The 19,266-nt window shown below is 53.4% G+C and carries 20 protein-coding genes; 17 read left to right on the forward strand and 3 right to left on the reverse strand.

The window, feature by feature from the left end; genetic code table 11:
• Nucleotides 1-17: 17 nt before the first annotated feature.
• The 10 genes from bamA to HEQ61_RS00960 all read left to right on the forward strand — a co-directional run bounded on the left by bamA (nt 18) and on the right by HEQ61_RS00960 (nt 12,127).
• Nucleotides 18-2,384: an outer membrane protein assembly factor BamA gene (gene bamA, locus HEQ61_RS00915; protein ID WP_245183037.1), complete on the forward strand. Its 2,367-nt coding sequence runs from the start codon at nt 18-20 to the stop codon at nt 2,382-2,384.
• Nucleotides 2,384-2,983, forward strand: a complete 600-nt coding sequence (locus HEQ61_RS00920; protein WP_168018764.1) for an OmpH family outer membrane protein — start codon at nt 2,384-2,386, stop codon at nt 2,981-2,983. The genes bamA and HEQ61_RS00920 overlap by 1 nt, the downstream gene beginning before the upstream one ends.
• Nucleotides 2,984-2,987: 4 nt before the next feature.
• The gene (lpxD, locus tag HEQ61_RS00925; protein WP_168018765.1) at nt 2,988-4,007 is read left to right on the forward strand and encodes a UDP-3-O-(3-hydroxymyristoyl)glucosamine N-acyltransferase; all 1,020 of its coding nucleotides are present in this window, start codon (nt 2,988-2,990) and stop codon (nt 4,005-4,007) included.
• Nucleotides 4,008-4,064: 57 nt separating this feature from the next.
• Nucleotides 4,065-4,526: a 3-hydroxyacyl-ACP dehydratase FabZ gene (gene fabZ / locus HEQ61_RS00930; protein ID WP_168018766.1), complete on the forward strand. Its 462-nt coding sequence runs from the start codon at nt 4,065-4,067 to the stop codon at nt 4,524-4,526.
• Nucleotides 4,527-4,533: 7 nt separating this feature from the next.
• Nucleotides 4,534-5,337 carry an acyl-ACP--UDP-N-acetylglucosamine O-acyltransferase gene (lpxA, locus tag HEQ61_RS00935; protein ID WP_168018767.1) on the forward strand — a complete coding sequence of 268 codons (804 nt, stop codon included), beginning with the start codon at nt 4,534-4,536 and terminating at the stop codon, nt 5,335-5,337.
• Nucleotides 5,330-6,172 (forward strand): LpxI family protein, encoded by an 843-nt coding sequence (locus HEQ61_RS00940; RefSeq protein ID WP_168018768.1) that lies wholly within the window; start codon nt 5,330-5,332, stop codon nt 6,170-6,172. The genes lpxA and HEQ61_RS00940 overlap by 8 nt, the downstream gene beginning before the upstream one ends.
• Nucleotides 6,169-7,347, forward strand: a complete 1,179-nt coding sequence (gene lpxB / locus HEQ61_RS00945) for a lipid-A-disaccharide synthase (protein WP_168018769.1) — start codon at nt 6,169-6,171, stop codon at nt 7,345-7,347. Before HEQ61_RS00940 ends, lpxB begins: the two co-directional genes overlap by 4 nt.
• A 20-nt stretch (nt 7,348-7,367) precedes the next feature.
• A complete protein-coding gene (gene gloA, locus HEQ61_RS00950; protein WP_168018770.1) occupies nt 7,368-7,760 on the forward strand; it encodes a lactoylglutathione lyase in 393 nt (130 codons plus the stop codon).
• 128 nt (nt 7,761-7,888) lie between these two features.
• A complete protein-coding gene (locus HEQ61_RS00955; RefSeq protein WP_168018771.1) occupies nt 7,889-9,019 on the forward strand; it encodes an efflux RND transporter periplasmic adaptor subunit in 1,131 nt (376 codons plus the stop codon).
• Between the two features lie 12 nt (nt 9,020-9,031).
• On the forward strand, nt 9,032-12,127 hold the full coding sequence (locus HEQ61_RS00960; protein ID WP_168018772.1) for an efflux RND transporter permease subunit: 3,096 nt from the start codon (nt 9,032-9,034) through the stop codon (nt 12,125-12,127).
• Between the two features lie 63 nt (nt 12,128-12,190).
• Here the strand turns inward: HEQ61_RS00960 and HEQ61_RS00965 are convergent, their stop codons facing one another.
• On the reverse strand, nt 12,191-12,598 hold the full coding sequence (locus HEQ61_RS00965; protein WP_168018773.1) for a c-type cytochrome: 408 nt from the start codon (nt 12,596-12,598) through the stop codon (nt 12,191-12,193).
• Between the two features lie 259 nt (nt 12,599-12,857).
• Nucleotides 12,858-13,061 (reverse strand): 30S ribosomal protein S21, encoded by a 204-nt coding sequence (rpsU, locus tag HEQ61_RS00970; protein ID WP_066135377.1) that lies wholly within the window; start codon nt 13,059-13,061, stop codon nt 12,858-12,860.
• 223 nt (nt 13,062-13,284) lie between these two features.
• Between rpsU and def the strand changes: the two genes are divergently transcribed.
• The 4 genes from def (at nt 13,285) to HEQ61_RS00990 (ending at nt 16,036) form a co-directional block, all read left to right on the forward strand.
• Complete coding sequence (gene def / locus HEQ61_RS00975) at nt 13,285-13,809, forward strand: peptide deformylase (RefSeq protein WP_168018775.1); 525 nt, start codon at nt 13,285-13,287, stop codon at nt 13,807-13,809.
• Between the two features lie 33 nt (nt 13,810-13,842).
• Complete coding sequence (locus HEQ61_RS00980; protein ID WP_168018776.1) at nt 13,843-14,562, forward strand: COQ9 family protein; 720 nt, start codon at nt 13,843-13,845, stop codon at nt 14,560-14,562.
• A 32-nt stretch (nt 14,563-14,594) separates the two neighbouring features.
• Nucleotides 14,595-14,894 carry an SCP2 sterol-binding domain-containing protein gene (locus tag HEQ61_RS00985; protein ID WP_168018777.1) on the forward strand — a complete coding sequence of 100 codons (300 nt, stop codon included), beginning with the start codon at nt 14,595-14,597 and terminating at the stop codon, nt 14,892-14,894.
• Between the two features lie 230 nt (nt 14,895-15,124).
• Nucleotides 15,125-16,036: a LysR family transcriptional regulator gene (locus HEQ61_RS00990; protein ID WP_168018778.1), complete on the forward strand. Its 912-nt coding sequence runs from the start codon at nt 15,125-15,127 to the stop codon at nt 16,034-16,036.
• 13 nt (nt 16,037-16,049) lie between these two features.
• On the opposite strand, the gene dusA is transcribed toward HEQ61_RS00990, so the two are convergent.
• On the reverse strand, nt 16,050-17,066 hold the full coding sequence (dusA, locus tag HEQ61_RS00995; protein WP_168018779.1) for a tRNA dihydrouridine(20/20a) synthase DusA: 1,017 nt from the start codon (nt 17,064-17,066) through the stop codon (nt 16,050-16,052).
• Nucleotides 17,067-17,509: 443 nt separating this feature from the next.
• Between dusA and HEQ61_RS01000 the strand changes: the two genes are divergently transcribed.
• From HEQ61_RS01000 to HEQ61_RS01010, 3 genes are all read left to right on the forward strand, one after another.
• Complete coding sequence (locus HEQ61_RS01000; RefSeq protein WP_168018780.1) at nt 17,510-17,935, forward strand: hypothetical protein; 426 nt, start codon at nt 17,510-17,512, stop codon at nt 17,933-17,935.
• A 104-nt stretch (nt 17,936-18,039) separates the two neighbouring features.
• A complete protein-coding gene (locus tag HEQ61_RS01005) occupies nt 18,040-18,417 on the forward strand; it encodes a hypothetical protein (RefSeq protein WP_168018781.1) in 378 nt (125 codons plus the stop codon).
• 163 nt (nt 18,418-18,580) lie between these two features.
• A complete protein-coding gene (locus tag HEQ61_RS01010; RefSeq protein ID WP_168018782.1) occupies nt 18,581-19,165 on the forward strand; it encodes a Panacea domain-containing protein in 585 nt (194 codons plus the stop codon).
• Nucleotides 19,166-19,266: the final 101 nt, after the last annotated feature.

Raw genomic sequence — 19,266 nt, forward strand, 5'->3', positions numbered from 1 at the left:
CCTGTGCGGGGGTTTCCTTGTCTGGTCGTTCTTATCCCGCCCTTGTGGCTCCTGTGCTGACGCTGACAGCTGTCGGGGCACTTGCTTTCGCTTTTTCTCCCGGTTTGGTCCTGTCCGAGGCCCATGCCCGCCCTGCTTCGATTCAGGATTCTGCTGCTGTTGCCCTTTCTGAGATCCGGGTCGAGGGGAATCAGAGAATTGAGGCTGAAACAGTCAAGGCCTATATGACGCTTCGTCCCGGTGACAAACTGGGGTCCGACAGTCTTGATGGGTCTTTGAAGAGTTTGTTTGCAACTGGTCTTTTTGCCGATGTTTCAATCACTCGTAGTGGTTCTGCCCTTCTTGTGAAGGTTGTGGAAAATCCGATCATTAATCGCGTTGTTTTCGAAGGTAACAGACGGATTGATGAGAAGAAGCTTCAGGCAGAATTGCAGCTGCGGCCCCGCCACGTTTATACCAGAACCAAGGTTCAGGAAGATGTGAAGCGCGTTCTGGATGTCTATCGGCGCAGCGGGCGTTTTGCTGTTACAGTCGAACCCAAGGTCATAGAGCTTGAGCAAAATCGCGTTGACTTGGTCTTTGAGGTCAATGAGGGACCGTCCACATACGTTCAGAGGATTAATTTTGTCGGAAACAAGAAATACTCTGATGATCTTCTGAAGGAGATGATTGCGACCAAGGAAGAGCGTTGGTATCGTTTCCTGTCTTCTTCCGATACATACGATCCCGATCGTATGAACTATGACCGCGAACTGCTGCGTCGGTTCTATCTGCGTCAGGGATACTCTGATTTCCGGGTCATTTCTTCAGTTGCAGAGTTGACCCCCGATCGTTCCGGTTTTTTCATGACCTTTACGATCGATGAAGGTGAGCGCTATACGTTCGGAGAGCAAAAGATAGAGATTGCGCTTCCGGATATGGATGCTGTTGATTTGTCTTCTGTGATCGTCGGGCAGCAGGGCGATTGGTATAATGCGGATTATGTCGAGGAAACCGTTCAGGCGCTGACTGATGCTGTTGGTGCTTTGGGATATGCCTTTGTTGATGTGCGCCCACGCGTGAAACGTGACCGCAAATCCCGTGTTATCGATATTGTTTACGAGATTCAGGAAGGTCCGCGGGTCTACGTTGATCGTATCGATATCTCAGGCAACATGCGGACTCTTGACAGTGTTGTGCGTCGTGAGATGCAGCTTGTTGAAGGCGATGCCTTTAATTCGGCGCGTTTGCGGCGTTCCCGCGAGAAGATCCGCAATCTTGGCTTTTTTGAAAAAGTTGAAGTGACCAATGTTCCTTCCGAGACTGCGCCGGACCAAACAACGGTCAAGGTTGACGTACGCGAACGTTCAACTGGAAGCCTGATGTTTGGCGTCGGATGGTCCAGTAGTGATGGCGCCCTGTTCAATACATCCCTAAGTGAGCGTAACCTGCTCGGCAAGGGACAAGATGTTCGGCTCTCGTTAACGGCTGCCGAGCGCAAGCAGGAAGTTGAACTTGGTTTCACAGAACCTTACTTCCTCGACCGTCCTTTGGCTGCTGGCTTTGATGTCTTTGTTCGTGAGCGTGATCGGCAGCGCGAGTCATCTTATGACATCAAGGAAATGGGTGTTGGTTTACGCTTGGGATTTGATTACGACGAACACTGGCGCCAAGGGCTTCGCTACACGATCAGTGAAACTGAAATTACCAAGGTCAAGGCCACGGCTTCGCGTTATTTGCGTGGGGCTCGTCAATCCGGATCTGCCAGTCGGATTAATGAAGGAAAGAGCGTTTTGTCCATGGTCGGGCAGACCCTTTCCTATGACCGTCGCGACAATGTGATAGAGCCGAAGGAAGGCTATATCGTGCGTCTGAGTACGGATGTTGCCGGTGCTGGCGGCAGCGAAAAGTTTGTCAGGGGTGCGCTCGACGCGCAGCAGTATATTTCGGTTACCGACGATACTGTTTTGATGCAGCAGGGTATGATTGGTGCTGTTGAAGGACTTGGGCAGGATGTTCGTTTCGTAAGAAATTACTACTTGGGCGGTGACAATCTGCGTGGCTTCAAGTACGGAGGTGCAGGTCCCCGTGATAAGTTGACGGGTGACTCCTTTGGTGCCAAGTGGATTGCTGCCGGTACGACAGAGCTTCGTTTTCCTCTTGGTTTGCCTGAGGAGTTAGGCATATCTGCCAAGTCATTCATCGACTATGGTATTTCAGGCGAACCAGACGGTGTGCTTGCATCTGAGATCAATAAATCCAGTAAGGCGCGCGTTTCTGCTGGTGTGGGGTTGGTCTGGAAATCTCCGATGGGGCCAGTCAGTATCGATCTTGCCCAAGCGCTGGTAAAAGAAAATTATGATAAGACAGAGTTCTTCCGCTTTAACTTCGGAACCCGTTTCTGATGTGTTTGCGGTATTTTGTCCGGGTTTCTCTTTCCTGCTTTGCCTTGCTGCTTCAGGTCTCTTTGGCTTATGCAGGGCGTGAGGAGTATGCTTTCGGTGTTCTGGATCAGCAAAAGATCATGGCGGAGTCCTCGGCGGCTCGTATGGTTTTTGCTGACCGGGACAGGTACCAAGAGGTCTATCAAGGTGAAACTGCAAAGCAGGAGAAGAAACTGAGGGCTGAGGATGAGTCCCTCTTGAAACTTCGTACCACGCTTTCTCCGGAGGAGTTTGCTCGCCGCCAACAAGCGTTCCAGGCGCGTGTGACGCGTTTCCAGAAGCAGGTTCAGGCCAAGCGTGCTGCTTTGGAGCGTGCTTTTGCCAAGGCGATGGCTGAGGTGCAGTCTGCCTTAATAAAGATTGTGCATGGTGTGGCGCAGGAAAAGGGCATGGGCGTTATTTTTTACCGGTCCCAAGTTTTTCTTTTTGACCCACGGGTTGATATTACAGATGAAGTTCTGGAGCGTTTGAACAGAGATCTTCCGCGTCTTTCAATGTTGGATCCTTCGATGCTGGCGGATCGGGAAGAAGACGGCGGGATGCTGGAAGGAGAGAGGTAGTTCGTTGGCTGACCCACGTTTCTTCAACAAGGCTGGCCCTTTTCGTCTGGTTGATCTTGCTGCGGCCGCAGATGCAGAGATCTCTGACCAGAGCAAGGAGCTGGTGATACATGATGTTGCCCCTTTGTCAACGGCCGGGGCCGGTCATCTTTCTTTTCTGGATAACCGGGCTTATTTGCCTCAGTTTCGCTCTACCAAGGCGGCGGCCTGTGTTGTGCACCCATCGCACCGTGATGCAGCGCCTCCGGGGGTTGCCCTGTTATTCAGCAATGATCCATATCGGGCTTATGCCAAGATAGCCTCGCTTTTTTACCCTGGTTCCCACCTAGGGCCGAGTGTCCACCCGTCAGCTGTCCTTGATTCTTCAGCCAGCCTCGGCGACGGCGTTGTTATTGAAGCCGGCGCTGTTGTTGGTGCTCGTGTTTCTATTGGAGCGGGGACAGTCATCGGGCCCAATGCTGTTATTGGTACGGGGGTTGTTCTGGGCAGGGGATGCGTGGTTGGCGCCAATGCGTCCGTTACGCACACGGTTGCGGGGGACAAGGTTATTATCTATCCGGGCTGCCGTATTGGTCAGGATGGTTTTGGCTTTGCGATGGGTGCAGCCGGGCATTTGAAGGTTCCCCAGCTGGGTCGTGTTGTTATTGGGGACGATGTGGAAATTGGTGCGAATGCAACAATTGACCGTGGCTCTGGCCCCGATACGGTTATTGGGTCTGGTTGCCGGATTGATAATCTTGTCCAGATTGCCCATAACGTTGAGGTAGGGGCTGGTTCTGTCATCGTTTCCCAAGTTGGAATATCGGGCAGCACAAAGCTTGGCAAAGGTGTTGTTATTGGTGGTCAGGGTGGCATTGCCGGTCATCTGGTGATTGGTGATGGTGCTCAGATTGCGGCGCAGTCTGGCGTGATGCGCGATGTTGATGCGCGCACGGTGGTGATGGGGTATCCCGCCAGGCCGATCAAGGAGTTCTGGCGCGAGGTTGCTGCTTTGGGCAAGTTGATTTCCCGTCGGTCCTCCTAGCGCCGTGTTTTTGAGATAGATGGGCAGATAGAGATGACAAATAATTTAGCCAAAGAGATGCCAGCGTCGTCCGTTGATTTTGAGCGGATCGATGTGGAACGGATCATGGAGATGATCCCGCACCGTTACCCCATGTTGATGGTGGATTGTCTTGAGAATGTATGTCTTGGGCTTTCGGCTGTCGGTGTGAAGAATGTTTCGGTTAACGAGCCGTTTTTTCAGGGGCATTTTCCCGGGCGTCCCGTTATGCCCGGCGTGCTGATTGTTGAAGCCATGGCCCAGACATCGGCTGTTCTTGTTGTTGCTACCTTGGGCGAGGCCGCAGAGGGCAAGCTGGTGTACTTCATGAGTGTGGAGAATGCAAAGTTCCGCCGGCCTGTTGTTCCCGGTGATCGTCTGGAACTGCATGTCTTCAAGGAGCATGCCCGCAAGAATGTGTGGAAGTTCCGGGCGGAGGGACGTGTTGGCAATACCGTTGTTGCCGAGGCAACATATGCGGCCATGATTATGGATAGTTGATGCCACTATGCCCTTGATACACCCCACCGCAATCATTGATCCTGCTGCCCGCCTTGCAGAGGGCGTTTCTGTTGGAGCGTTTTCTGTCATAGGTCCCGATGTCGAACTGGGGGAGGGTGTTTCTGTCTCTTCGCACGTTGTTATCGGTGGAAGAACCAGCATCGGGTCCGGTACCCGTATTTTTCCCTTTGCTTCAATAGGGCTGGCTCCCCAGGATCTCAAGTACAAGGGTGAGCCGTCCCGGCTTGAGATTGGGCGCGATTGCCTTGTCCGTGAACATGTAACCGTGAACATTGGCACAGAAGGTGGGGGAATGCTGACTTCTGTTGGTGATCAGGTCATGTTGGCTGTGGGATGCCACGTGGCTCACGATTGCCGGATTGGCCGTGGTGTTCTGGTTATGAATCACGTGCTGTTGGGTGGACATGTCGAGATCGATGATTTTGCCGTTATTGGTGGTGGCGCTGCCGTTCATCAGTTTGTCCGCATAGGATGCCATGCCATGGTTGGTGGGTTATCAGGTGTGGAAGGTGACATTATTCCCTATGGTACGGTTATGGGAAATCGTGCCCGTTTGGAAGGCCTGAATCTTGTTGGTCTCAAACGTCGGGGTTTTGGGCGAGCTGATATTCATAGCCTGAGAAGTGCGTTCAAGATATTATTTCAGGCTGGTGACAGCACAGGGGTATTGTCTGAACGCATAGAGGATGTCCGCTCTCGTTGGCCGGATTGCGAGCCTGTTCAGGTTGTTGTCCGTTTCCTGGATACAGATTCCTCCCGGTCGTTTTGTCGGCCGATGGACCATGGGTGAGTATACTGTGGTTCTGGGGATTGTAGCGGGAAGCGGTGATCTCCCTGCCCAAGCAGCAGATGTGTGCCGTCAGGGTGGCCGCCCCTATTTTGTACTGGCTCTCAAGGGTTATGCTGAGCCGTCTTGGGTTGGCACCCATCCTCATGCGTGGGTTCGCTTGGGGGCAGCCGCAGAGGGTTTTGCGGCACTGAAAAAGGCTGGCGTTACAGATGTTGTGATGATTGGCGCAGTTCGGCGTCCGGGGTTTTTCGACTTGTGTCCGGATTGGCGTGCTGCCCGGCTTTTTGCCCGGATTGGTCTACGGGCACTGGGCGATGACGGTTTGCTTCGGGCTGTGATTGCCGAGTTTGAAGCAGAGGGGTTCAGGGTTATCGGCATCGATGATGTGTTGCGTGATGTCGTGATGCCACGCGGGGTTCTAGGCCGTTATTCTCCTGATAACCAAGCCCGGCAGGATATCATAAGGGGAGCTGAGGTGGCGCGGGGCCTTGGTCTTCTTGATGTCGGACAAGGTGTCGTGGTTCAGCAAGGCATTGTGTTGGCTGTCGAGGCGGTCGAAGGGACAGATGTGATGCTGTCCCGTTGCTTGGATTTGCGCAGGGACGGGAACGGAGGCATTCTTGTCAAAATGCGTAAACCCGGCCAGGAGCAGCGTACAGATCTCCCTACAATTGGTCCGGAAACCGTTCGGGCTGCCTTTGCTGCCGGTTTGCGCGGTGTGGCCGTTCAGAGCGGAGCTGGCCTGCTTGTTCATCGTAGTGAAGCCATTTCTGAAGCAGATCGGCTGGGATTATTTGTTGTTGGGGTTGATGAAGCAGGGCACGTGCTGGCATGACGTCTGATATCCCCCTGTTTTTTATTGTCACCGGCGAACCTTCGGGCGATGTCTTGGGCGCGCGCCTGATGGCTGCCCTGAAGCAGGCGACGGGGGGACGTATTCGTTTTATGGGGGTTGGCGGTGAAAGTATGGCTGCCGAGGGGCTGGAAAGTCTTGTTGATCAGTCTGAGTTGGCCGTTATGGGGCTGGTCGAGGTTATTCCCCGTATCCCGCGTGTTCTTGCTATCATTCGCAGTCTCACAGATCGCATCGTGCAAGAGTCACCTGTTGCGCTGATTACAGTTGACTCATGGGGGTTTACGGGCCGTTTGCAGCGCTCGGTTGCCAAAGCATCTCCGTCTGTGCGGCGTATTCATTATGTTGCTCCCATGGTATGGGCGTGGAAAGAAACTCGTGCCAAAACAGTTGCCCGTACGGTACAAGCGCTTTTGTGTCTTCTTCCCAATGAACCTGCTTGGTTCCGCCCTTATGGCTTGGAGTGCTGTCACGTTGGGCATCCTGTTGTTGGAAGCGGGGCGGACAAGGGAGATGGTGATCTTTTTCGTGCACGGCATAATATAGACCCGAATAGTCCTTTGCTTTGTGTTTTGCCTGGCAGCCGCCATAGCGAAACGTCGCGTCTGTTGCCTATTCTGAAGGATGTTGTAACGTCCTTGGTGGCCAAAAGCCCCGATCTGGTTGTTGTTGTGCCAACGGTGGCAACCGTTTCGGCCATGGTTGCAGAGGCTGTAACGGATTGGCCGGCAAGGGTTGTACTTGTACGGGGGGAGCAGGATCGCTATGCCGCATTTGCAGCTTCAACTGCGGCTGTTGCTGCCTCGGGTACGGTGACGCTGGAGTTGGCAATGGCCAACGTTCCGCATTGTGTTATCTATCGCGTTGCTCCCCTGACAGCGTGGATCTTCAGGCGCCTGACCCGGCTTCGCTTTGTTAATTTGATCAATATTGTACGTGATTGCGAGATTGTGCCCGAGCTTCTGCAGGAGAAGTGTGTATCAGAGCGTATTGCGCCTGTTGTTCAGGCTCTTTTATATGATTCGCCGCAAAGAGAAGCGCAGCGCCTTGAATTTGCCCAATCCTTGCGCTACTTGGCCGGTGGAGATGGTGATCCTGCGGATCGTGCCGCTGCTGCCGTCTTGGAGTTTTCTGGTGTTCAGCATCCTGTTCCGTAATTTTCAAGGGGAGACGGAGTATGACGTTTCAATTTCTGCATACTATGATCCGTATCCTGAATCTGGAAGCCTCGGTTGATTTTTATACTCGCCACCTTGGTATGCAGCTGCTGCGTCGTCGTGATTATCCTGAAGGGCGCTTTACGCTGGTGTTCGTTGGCTACGGCGAAGAAGATGACCATACTGTCCTGGAGTTAACCCACAATTGGGATCAGACTGAGCCGTATGAGATTGGGACTGGTTTTGGCCACCTTGCCTTGGGTGTCCAGGATGTTTATGCAACCTGTGAATCCCTGAGAGCCGAGGGTGTGCGTATCACACGTGAGCCAGGTCCGATGAAGCATGGCAAGACGTTGATCGCATTCATCGAAGATCCTGATGGGTATAAAATAGAGTTGATTCAGAAGACGTAGCATCAACTGTGCTTATGCTGTTCTGTGTCTGCCCAAGAAAGGAACAGCATAATTGATCATTCTTTATATGTTTAGGTGCTACAATCTGGGCCGGGTCTCAGATCCTTCTCTCTTCCGATGATTTGGGGATGAATTTGTTTAAGCTGGAATCGGTTGCGCGCAAGCCTGTCTTGATCACGATTGGGGTAGGTCTGGCTTTGGCGTTGGTTATAGGGTTTGGCCTTTTCCGGGAGATAGCGATTGCCAGATTTCTGGCAAACCTACCGGAGCCGGAGCATGCCGTAGCTGTAACAGTTGCGACCGAAGACCATTGGGATCAAAACATTCCAGCCATTGGTACCCTGGAGGCAGAGCAGGGTGTTCTGGTTTCCAGTGCGGTTGGCGGTCTTGTGAAGGCTATCAGGGTTTCTTCGGGGGCCTCTGTCAAGGCCGATGATACCTTGGTTGAGCTGGATGCAGACGTTGAGAAAGCGAATCTACGATCGGCAGAAGCCAAGGTTACGCTACAGCGGCTCACGGTTCAGCGTTTGCGGAGTCTGCGCAAAGTGGATGCGGCCTCTCAGGCCAATCTTGATGAGGCAGAGGCCAATCTCAATTCCGTTACGGCAGATGCTGAGTCCCTGCGAGCCACAATTGAGCGCAAGGTTATACGTGCCCCCTTTGATGGTGATCTCGGGCTTGTGCGTCCAGATCTTGGGCAGTATGTCCAGCCCGGTGATGCCCTTGTAAATCTACAGAATCTTTCAGCAATGCGTCTGAATGCAGGTGTGGAACAAGATATTCTGCCCTTGTTGAAGATTGGTCAGGCCGTGCATGCATCAGTTGTCGCTTATCCAGGTCAAGTATTTGAGGGAATACTCAGCGCCATGGAGCCATCTGTTGATGGTAGTGGTTTAGTTCGTATACAGGCAAGTTTTGCCAATGTTGACCGGAAGCTGCGCCCGGGCATGTTTGCAAGAATTGAAATATCCCGTGGTCAGAGCGAGGCTGTGGTTACGCTGCCGCTTACAGCCGTGACGTACTCTCTGTACGGAGAAACAGTCTATAAAGTTGAAGATGATGGAAGCGGGGTTCTTCGCTCTGTTCCAACCGTTGTGCGTATAGGGGAGCGTCGTGACGGCCGCGTCCGGATTTTGGAAGGGATCAAGGCCGGCGACCGTGTTGTTGCCGTTGGTGGGTTTAAACTTTCTCGTGGGGCGCGGATCAAGATTGTTGATGATGGCCGCCTGTCCTCTCCGCCCGTTCTGGGCTTGGATTGATTGGAGGCCACCATGCGGTTCACCGATATTTTTCTTCGCAGGCCTGTTTTATCAATCGTGGTCAGCTTCATTATTCTTCTTCTTGGCATTCGTTCCTTGGACAGTATGCAGGTGAGGCAGTATCCGGAGCTGTCCAATACGGTCATCGAGGTCACGACTGTATACCCGGGTGCTGATGCCCGCCTGATGCAAGGTTTCATCGGTGATCCTATTCAGGCTGCCTTGGCTCGTGTTGATGGGGTTGATTACATCACGTCCAGCAGTTCTGCTGGTTCCAGCCTTGTAACAGCGTATATCCGCCTGAACCATGACCCGAATGCAGCAATGACCGAAGCCATGGCCCAAGTCTCGGCCGCACGTTCCGAGCTTCCTTCCGAAGCAGAGGAGCCAGTTGTCAAGAAGAAGGCTGGCTCCGGTGTGTCCAGCCTGTATATGGCGTTTTCCAGCACTGTACTGAATCGTGCCCAGATTACCGATTATGTCAGCCGGGTTGTCAGGCCGCAGTTGTCTATTATTCCAGGCGTTGCATCGGTTACCTTGCTGGGTGCCCAGAAGATATCGGTTCGGATTTGGTTGAATCCTCAGTTGATGGCGCTGAACCAACTGACGGCCGAGCAAGTTTACGATGTTCTGAAGCGCAATAACCTGCAAGTCGCAGCCGGTTCCCTGCGTGGATATACTGATTCCATGACCATCCGCGCCGAAACCAGCGTCAGCGATGTGAATGCTGTCGAAAACCTAGTTATCAAAACGACAGATAGTGGTGTTGTACGTTTGGCAGACCTCGCCAAGGTCACGATTGGTCCAGAACAGTCAGACGTGACTGTTCTGTCCAATGGCCAGAAGGCGCTGTTTGTATCAATTGATGCTACGCCAGATGCCAATCCTTTGACAGTCGTTCGGGATGTCCGTGCGGCTTTGCCGCGTATACGGGAGAATCTTCCAGCCTCCATTCACCTTGATGTGAATTACGATTCAACAATTTTTATACAGGAGTCCATACGAGAGGTTCTGAAGACCCTTGTTGAGGCTGTGATCATTGTTATCTGCGTTATCTTTGTGTTTATGGGATCTCCGCGTTCGGTTGTCATACCGATTGTGACCATTCCCCTGTCTCTGATCGGCGTCTGTACGCTGATGCTGGCAATGGATTTTTCCATCAATCTGATGACGCTTCTGGCATTTGTTCTGGCTATTGGGTTGGTTGTGGATGACGCCATTGTTGTGGTGGAGAACGTGCATCGGCACATAGAGGAGGGCAAATCACCTTTTCATGCTGCCATTGTCGGTGCTCGTGAGATTGCGGTGCCCGTTATTTCCATGACGATTACATTGGCAGCTGTTTACGCGCCAATGGCATTTCTGGGGGGATTGACGGGTGCCCTGTTCAAGGAGTTCGCGTTGACATTGGCAGGGTCTGTCTTGGTGTCTGGTGTTATTGCGCTGACACTGTCGCCAATGATGTGCGCTCATTTGCTGAAGGCCCATGATGGCAGCCGGATTGCGCAGGTGGTTGATGCTTGGTTTTCCCGTCTTTCAGCGCGTTATGAGCACTTGCTTTCGGAGTCTATCCGTCATTGGCGTTATGTCTTGATTGTGGCGACGGTTGTTCTTCTCAGCCTTCCCTTTTTGTTCAAGCTGGCAAGTTCCGAGCTTGCCCCGCCTGAGGATCAGGGTATTGCCTTGGTTGAGCTGACAGGTCCTACGGATGCCAATCCGGAGTATATGGATGTCTATGCTGAACAGGTTGGTGAGATTTTTGATTCTGTTCGAGAGAAAGATACCTATTTCTTCATTGTTGGCGCAGAGGCTGTGTCTGATGGTTTTGCCGGCGTTATACTCAAACCTTGGGGTGAGCGTCAGCGTTCCGAGAAGCAGGTTGTTGAGGAGGTTGGCCGGAATCTGAAGCAGGTTGTTGGTTTGAGAGGATCTGCGTTTTCCTTGCCACCTTTGCCTGGTTTTGGAGGAATGCCGGTGCAGTTTGTCATATCAACAACGGCAGACTATAATGCCCTGATGGGTGTGTTGCAGGAGTTCGGCGATGCAGCACGTAAAAGTGGTTATTTTATCTTCCAGAAGTTTGACCTTCAGTATGACAGACCCGAAGTCAAGGTAACGGTGGATCGTGATCGGGCAGGGCTTTATGGTGTATCCATGCAGGATATCGGTATGGCCTTGGGTGGTGTTTATGGTGGCAATTATGTCAACCGCATTGATATAGAGGGCAAGGCCTATAAAGTCATTCCTAAGTCAGAGCGACAGTTCCGTCTTGATCCCGCCGCTATTGGAACAGTGTATGTGCGTGGTGCATCTGGCCAGTTGATCCCGTTATCCAGCCTTGTGCGTACAGAAATTGTGACGGAGCCCAACGTACTCAGGCAGTTTAATCAGTTGAACTCTGCCACTTTCCAAGCTGTACCCATGCCCGGTGCGGCTATGGGTGATATCGTCAGTTTTCTTCGCGATACGGCCCAGCGCCTGTTGCCTTCCGGCTATACCTTTGATTATGCTGGCCCGACACGCCAGTTTGTGACTGAGGGTAGCGCCCTTATGCTAACGTTCGCGTTTGCACTTGTCATTATTTACCTTGTTCTTGCCGCCCAGTACGAAAGCTTCAGGGATCCTTTGGTTATCATGGTGACGGTTCCGCTGGCCATGGTCGGGGCCATGGCGCCTTTGGCTATTGGACTGGTTTCACTGAATATTTACACCCAGGTTGGCCTGATTACATTGATCGGGCTTATCACGAAGCATGGCATTCTCATTTGTGAGGTTGCCCGTGAAGAGCAGATCTATGGAGGGAAAGACCGTAGGGAAGCTGTTGCGCATGCTGCATCTTTACGGTTGCGCCCTATTTTGATGACCACGGCGGCCATGGTTGCGGGTGCTTTCCCTTTGACACTTGCTTCCGGTGCCGGTGCAGGAAGCCGCCATTCTATTGGTGTTGTGATTGTTTCCGGTCTCTTGATCGGGACTCTCTTTACGCTTTTTGTTCTTCCTGTCGTCTATAGCTTTCTGGGAGATGATCACCGCGAGAAGCATAAGTACGCTTCCGAGAGAGATCGCTCGGCGGGACTTGAACCAGCTGTCCCCGGAAATGATTTGTAATCTGTTTGTGGCAACAAAAAGCCCCCCGATGGTGGGGGGCTTGGGGCGTGTTACGAGATAGTCCTACTTGAGGCTTTCCAGATACATGATCACAGCAGCCCGCTCATCGGCTTTGGGCAGCTTGAAGGTCATCTTGGAGCGAACCTTGGCATCCCCGGTTTTTTGTTCCAGAAATTTGGAAGGATCCGTGAGATAGGTATCGAGCTCGGTCTTGTCCCACGCAAAGCCTTTTGTTGCGGCATCAGTCAGACCTGTTGAATAGGCATAGCCTGCAGCTTTTGCAGGCCCCCGGGTTGTTATGCCAAACAGGTTAGGGCCAACCTTGTGTGCACCGCCCTTATCAAAGTTATGGCAGGCTGCACAGCGACTCTTGGCGATTTTCTCGCCAGCGGCAAGATCTTGGGCCATGACCGACCCGGACACAAAAAGAAGACCAGCTACAAGACTGGTTACGGATACTCGGAATATCATTGCGCTCTCCTTGGCACCCCTGATGTATCCCGCGGTACAGATGGACAACACTCTCTCCGCGTGCAAACCATTTGTGCAGGACGACCGCATTGTAGCTGCAAGGCGTTTATAAATCTACCCCACCTTGTTTATTCCATATGTAGGGGCGCGAGGGTTTGCGTCTTGCTTTGCAGGCACGGAAAACCCCGCCGGAACACTGTTCAAGCGGGGTTTCGGGTACTCAAGGAGGCCGTTTGGGACAAACGGATCGACCTTGGGCTTAGAAGCCGTCGCGCTCGAGGCGCTTGCGCTCCAGCTTCCGCGTACGGCGGATGGCCTCAGCCTTTTCGCGGGCCTTCCTCTCGGAACGCTTCTCAAAACTGCGCCGGAGCTTCATTTCACGGAAAACTCCTTCGCGCTGCATCTTTTTCTTCAGAGCCTTGAGAGCCTGATCGACGTTGTTGTCACGAACCAGAACCTGCACTTGACGTCACCTCCTTCCGCAGGAAATCATGTGTTTTACCCTGTAGGACAGGGAAAAAGAAACAGGAACACTTGCTTGTGACAAGGTGTTCCTACACGATGTTCTAGCATGCTATTGTGCGCGGGAAAACAAAATAATAGGGCAGAATTCTGCAGTACCCCACTGCGCATCATGATATGGTGTGTCTGTCGGTGAAAAGGCAGGGAAGTTCAAAGAGTAGGGCATGCCAATACTGAAAATAGCCCGCATGGGTCACCCTGTCTTGCAGACGCCGGCGCGTGCCGTTGAAGACCCAAAGAGCGAAGAGGTCGCTCGGATTGTTGAGTCCATGATTGAGACCATGGAGGATGCCGGCGGCGTGGGGCTGGCTGCTCCCCAGGTTCATATTCCTCTGAGAATCATTATATTTCATGTCCCGGAAAAGTGTTCGGGTAGCGCAGGTGTTCCATTGACCGTGTTGATCAATCCCGAGCTTGAGCCGGTCGGCAGCGAATGTGTAGAGGGTGTGGAGGCTTGCCTGTCTCTTCCCGGACTTGCTGGGACAGTGCCTCGTTGGAAGAGCGTCCGGTACAGGGGATTTGACCTTTCCGGCAACAGGCTGGATGAGTTGGTGGAAGGTTTTCATGCCAGGGTTGTTCAGCACGAAATTGACCATCTGGATGGGATTCTTTATCCCATGAGAATGAAAAACATGGCGACCTTTGGCTTTGTGGAAGAGCTCAGGAGAGTGTCTGCTCCTGATGAATAATAGCGCATTAATGGTCTTGATCGAGGGGTTGTGATGGCAGGGCATGCTGGTAAAGCCGGGGCAAACCCGCAGGAAGAAAGTGCCGGGGGTGAGAGGCGCTCCCGGCAGGACAGGCTTGTCCTTGCAGCCTTGGCCCATGTTCCGTTTGATGGGTGGAGTGATCTTGCCTTGGAGCGGGCGGCGCGCGATTGCGGTTTGCCTCCTGATGCGCCGGGGTATTTATTTCCGCGGGGCGTTATTGATGCCGTTGATCATTTTGCGTCCTTGGCGGACCGTTTGATGATTGAGGACATGCAGGGGGTATGTGAGGACAAGTCCCGGGTGCAGGACAAGCTTCATCGTGCTATCCGCATGCGTCTTGAACGATGGAGCAGTTTTCGGGAGGCTGTGCGCAGGGGGTTGCTGCTTTATGCCTTGCCCTCCAATATGCCGCGTGCAGTGGCGGCAACAGCTCGTACGGCCGATGCTGTCTGGCGTGCTGCAGGCGATTCCTCCCATGATTTCAACTGGTATACCAAGCGTGCTTCCATATCGGGTATTTATACGGCTACGCTTCTGTACTGGCTTGATGACCCAAGTGACGGATGCGAAAAAACGTGGGACTTCTTGCACCGTAACCTTGATGGGATGGGAAAAGCCATAAAGGCGAGGACATCTTTGCAGAAGCGTTGTGCGGCGATGATGCCTGATCTTCCTGGCCTCTTGTCGTCATTTGGATATCAAGCCGCAAGGCGTGGTTCGCGCCGTATGTAGCGGGCGGGCTCTTTATTGTATGGGGGACGGGCATGTCCATTGATGATGTTGAAGAGCGTGTTGGTTCCCTGCTTGGGACAATTGGTACGCTGGGTGCTGTTGTCAAATTCGAGTTGAAGGATGAAGGGGTTTTGCGTATTGACGCGACATCTTCGCCTGCCGTTGTCAGCCGGGAGGATGGTCCAGCTGATACATCCATACGGATTTCATCAGATAACTTGTTGAAGCTGATGGATGGGAACATGGATCCTATGGTTGCGTTTGCCATGGGCAAGATCAAAGTAGAGGGATCCAAGGGGCTGGCCATGAAGCTGACCTCTCTTCTGAAGTAAAAATCCTGCGCCTGTTGCATGTGGCCTGTGTCAAGAAGCTCTGGAATATCAGGGGCTTTAGTTGTCCCTGTGGAATTGTGGCGGTTGTCTGTGTTCCCGATTTGCCGGGTTCCTGTTATTTTTGCTACCGTTGGTCTTGGGGCTGGACAGGAAAAAACCGTGAATTATCAGGCTGGCATTGGCAGTCTGTCTGCTGGAAGAGATAGAAAATCTATCTCGGGGGGGGCGCGGTGAAGCGGGACCTGCCATCGTTGAATGCGTTGCGGGCCTTTGAAGCGGCTGCTCGTCATTCCAGCTTTGTCGGTGCCGCCGAGGAGCTTGCTGTTACGCCCGCAGCCGTTAGTCATCAGATCCGTAGCCTTGAGGATCATTTCGGAGCATCGCTGTTCCAGCGTCATCACAGGGCTGTCGAGTTGACCCCGGTTGGACGCCGGCTTTTGCCGGGGCTGACCGATGCATTTGATCGCCTTACGATGGCTGTCAATGATGCGCGCCCCCGACCTGACAGCCCTGTGACCGTTTCTGTTGCGTCACCGTTCGCCGCCAAGTGGCTTGCGCCACGGCTGGAGGGGTTTTTCTCCTGTCATCCGGACATACCTGTTCAGGTTCAGCCCGATATGAAGGGGGAACCCAGTGAGAGTGCTCATGCTGATCTTGCTGTATTCTTGGCAGATCCGGATGGCCAAGGTGTTGGCCGTTTGTTTGAGGATCAACTTTTTCCCGTCTGTGCTCCGGTTCTGCGTATGTCTTTGAAGGCCCCGGCCAATCTGTCGATGCAGACGATCCTGCACGACAGCTCTGCCCGTGAGCTTGATGCGGCGGGTTGGAGTTCTTGGTTGCGCGCCGTTGGGATGCATGGTTTTTGCGGAGCAAGGGAGCAGTATATGGACCATGGGGCGCTTGTAATGGATGCTGCCCTGCATGGCCTTGGCGTGGCTTTGGCCAGGGGTGCCTTTGTAGCCTCCGAGCTACGAACAGGTACGCTGGTGCGTCCGTTCGATGTCTCTGTCAGTAGTGGTCGCCCGTGGTGCTTGCTTTCAAACCCGGATACGGCGTCGGCACCAGGGGTTATGGCATTCCGGAACTGGCTACTGGCAGAAGCGAGCACCTTTCGGTCGGCAAATCCACGTCTTGTTCACTGAAAGATTCAGTGTGTCAGATGGCTTCCGATACGGCATCTTCAGTTGATGTGCGTATAATCTCTATGGAACGTTCCCAGACATCCAGCCCTGCCTCACGGCTTGATGCATTTTCGCTCAGATAGCGGCGCCATGTGCGCGCGCCGTGCATGCCATGAAAGAGCCCCAGAACGTGCCGGGTCATGTGGTGGAGCGGAACGCCGCGCGCCAAGTGTTTTTTGATATGAGGGGTGAACTGCTCCAACACCTGTATACGATCAGGTCTTTGCAAGGCGGTGTCACCGGTAAGAAGCGAATCTGCCTCTGACAGGATCCACGGCGTTTGATAAGCGGCACGGCCTATCATACAGCCATCCACAACGCCCAGATGGGGGCGGCATTCGTCAATGGATCCCAGCCCACCGTTCAAGACGATCTGGAGTTCAGGGAACTCTTTCTTGATACGATGTACGACGTCATACCGCAGCGGAGGGATTTCCCGGTTCTGTTTCGGCGAAAGACCATTCAGCCACGCTTTTCTGGCATGAATGATAAACGTACGGCATGTTCCGCTGGCAACCGTTTCAATGAAGCGGCACAGTTCGTCATAGCTGTCGGTCCGGTCAATCCCTATGCGGTGCTTGACCGTAACGGGCTTGTCTGTTTCTTCTTGCATGGCATTCAGGCAATCCCTGACCAGAAGCGGGGTTGCCATCAGGCAAGCCCCGAAGCGCCCGGATGAAACCCGATCCGAGGGGCAGCCGACATTCAGGTTGATTTCGTCATACCCCCATTGATCGGCAATTTTTGTACACCGAGCCAGATCAGCGGGGTCAGAGCCGCCAAGCTGAAGGGCCACGGGGTGTTCTTGCGGATCAAAGTCCAGGAACCTGTGTTTGTCTCCATGCAAAATGGCTCCTGTCACGACCATTTCCGTGTACAGACGGGTGTACTTCGTAATCCCGCGCAAAAAGACCCGGTCGTGACGATCCGTCCAGTCCATCATCGGTGCGACAGACAGCCTGAGATCAGGCCATGTATGCTGTGTGCTCATATTCCGGTTTAAAGCAGAAAAATGACGTTACGACAACCATGCTCACCAGAGCTTGACGGGTAGGTCTGTTATATGCAGATTTATAAGAACAAAAAGTGAACATGGTGTGAAAGATGCGATTTCAGCACTACGCGGCAGACTTTATCGGATTGGCGGCCCTTTTCGCCGTGATCTACCTTTGGTCATTCTTTGCCTCTGTTCTCTATGCCCCATTCTGACGATCAGTCGTGAATAATGGTATTAAGGTGGTGTAGCCTTGTGCCAGCAAGAGAATTTGACAGATTATTTGTTTGATGTAGAATGAACTCAGAACACAGCGTGTACAGGGCGTGCCGATTCCCCTGTGCCTCGGCTGCTTCTTCCGCGTGTGTCTATGGGATTTTTATTTGCTTCCTCCCGGTGGGGCGGGGGCATTTTGTGCAGAACGTAAGGATCTCTCTGGTATGGTCGCCAAAGTTGGACAAGGGCAACAAGCTCTCCCGGTCTCGTCTTCGTCGAGGCTTGCCGGCGGCTACCCTGTTTCTTCGGCGCAAAGCTTCAGCCAAGTTGCCAGTCTGCAGCAAGGCCGGGGTGTCGGTCCAGAGGATGAGTCTCTTCATTTTGCTGATACGTGGGATGATCTGCAGGGTCGCCAGCCTGCACAGCAGGAGTCTGATGGGTCTGGGCGCTGGTCCGGTGTTCATTTTGGTGGTGTTCTGACGACGTCTGCGGTATCGGGTTTTCTTGTTTCCTGGCGTTCCCGTAACGATACGCAGGTGCAGAAGGTTTCGACCAAAGATGGGGCTTTTTTCTACGACACAGTCGTGAAGGTCCTGTCATCCGGTGGCGTTCAGCAGCATGTTGGAGCTAATTACAGCCGTCTTTTCTAGGACTGAAGGCTGGTCCCTTTTCCCCATACCGCAATGTTCATGGTCATGCATATGATGTGGTGCGCCAGCGTACTGGCTTGGCGTTGTCTTTTGGGGGTTGGTCTATGTCGGACATCAGCAATATTGCGGCATCGGGGATGAAAGCGGCCAGCATAAAAGCCGCAGTTGAAGCGACCAATATTGTTAATATCCGCAGTGGCGCGGCGATGCCAGAGCCCGGGAAAAGCTACGATGGTTATGTTGCCCAGGAAGCTGTTTTTACCAGTCAGCCTGGATCTGGTGTTGTTGCTGGTGTGCGTCCGGTGACACCGGCTTTTGTTGCGACTCCGGGTGCTGGCGGGGTTGCGCAGGCGGCGCCCAATGTTGACCTGACCTCCAGCATTCTTTCTCTGAAGACTGCCGAAACGGCCTATAAGGCAAGTGCATCGTTGCTGGATTCCGAGGGGGAGCAGGACCGCACCCTTCTTGATACGGTTGCGTGACATTTGCCTTATCAGCTACCCTCTTTCGTTAGAGGGATTGTTCTTGCTGCAGCACAGGTACGGGTCCGTTGTTTTGCGGGCGCGATGCTCATGGAGCCGTGCCCGTGTGCGGCACTTCCGGATCCTCCTGCGTTGTTGATACTGAGTGGTTAAACGGGGTCTTATGTCATCCTTGTCTCAGAAACCCCCCGCATGTGACAGTGTTTTTGATGTTGCCTTCTGGTTCCTGGATCGAGCCCTGGAGGACGGGGAGTATCTCCAACCCCAGAAGATGCAGCGTCTTCTGTACCTGTCCCAAGCCTATTACGGCGTGCTCTCCCGCGGGCAGAGGCTGATCCCCTGCCTTTTCCTGGCAACGGTTCTGGGGCCTGTTGAGCCAACAAGCTGGCGTATTTTTGAGGGAGGGCGTCCTTCCTTGGCTCCGCACCCATTGCCGGATGATATTCAGCACTTCCTGAGCAGCATATGGCGGCGTTTCGGGTCCCATGGTGCCGATTATCTGGCCCGGATGATCATGGCCCAGCCACCTTTCCAGGATGCTGTTGCCATAGGCAAGAGGTGTGAGATTTCACTTGAGTCCATGGTGGCTTATTATGGGCGTAGCGCATCACCAGCCGGTCATGACGAAAGGGGGGGGGCGCCCGCCCTGGATCAGGTTGTGCGTCCCAAGGTTCTGCGTTCCCATAAAGGAAAGCCAGTGAGTGTAACCTCTTGGGTCCCCAAGAAGCGTCTCGACCAAGGGCAATGATTGCCGTTGCTTCAGTAGGAGGTCTTGGTTGTCGAGTTTGTATTTCCGATCTGGATCATGGGGCGCCGCGAGGCGGATGGTTTTGCGCCGTTATGGGCTGA

Source organism: Haematospirillum sp. H4485 (assembly GCF_012102745.1).
Taxonomy (GTDB): domain Bacteria; phylum Pseudomonadota; class Alphaproteobacteria; order Rhodospirillales; family Rhodospirillaceae; genus Haematospirillum.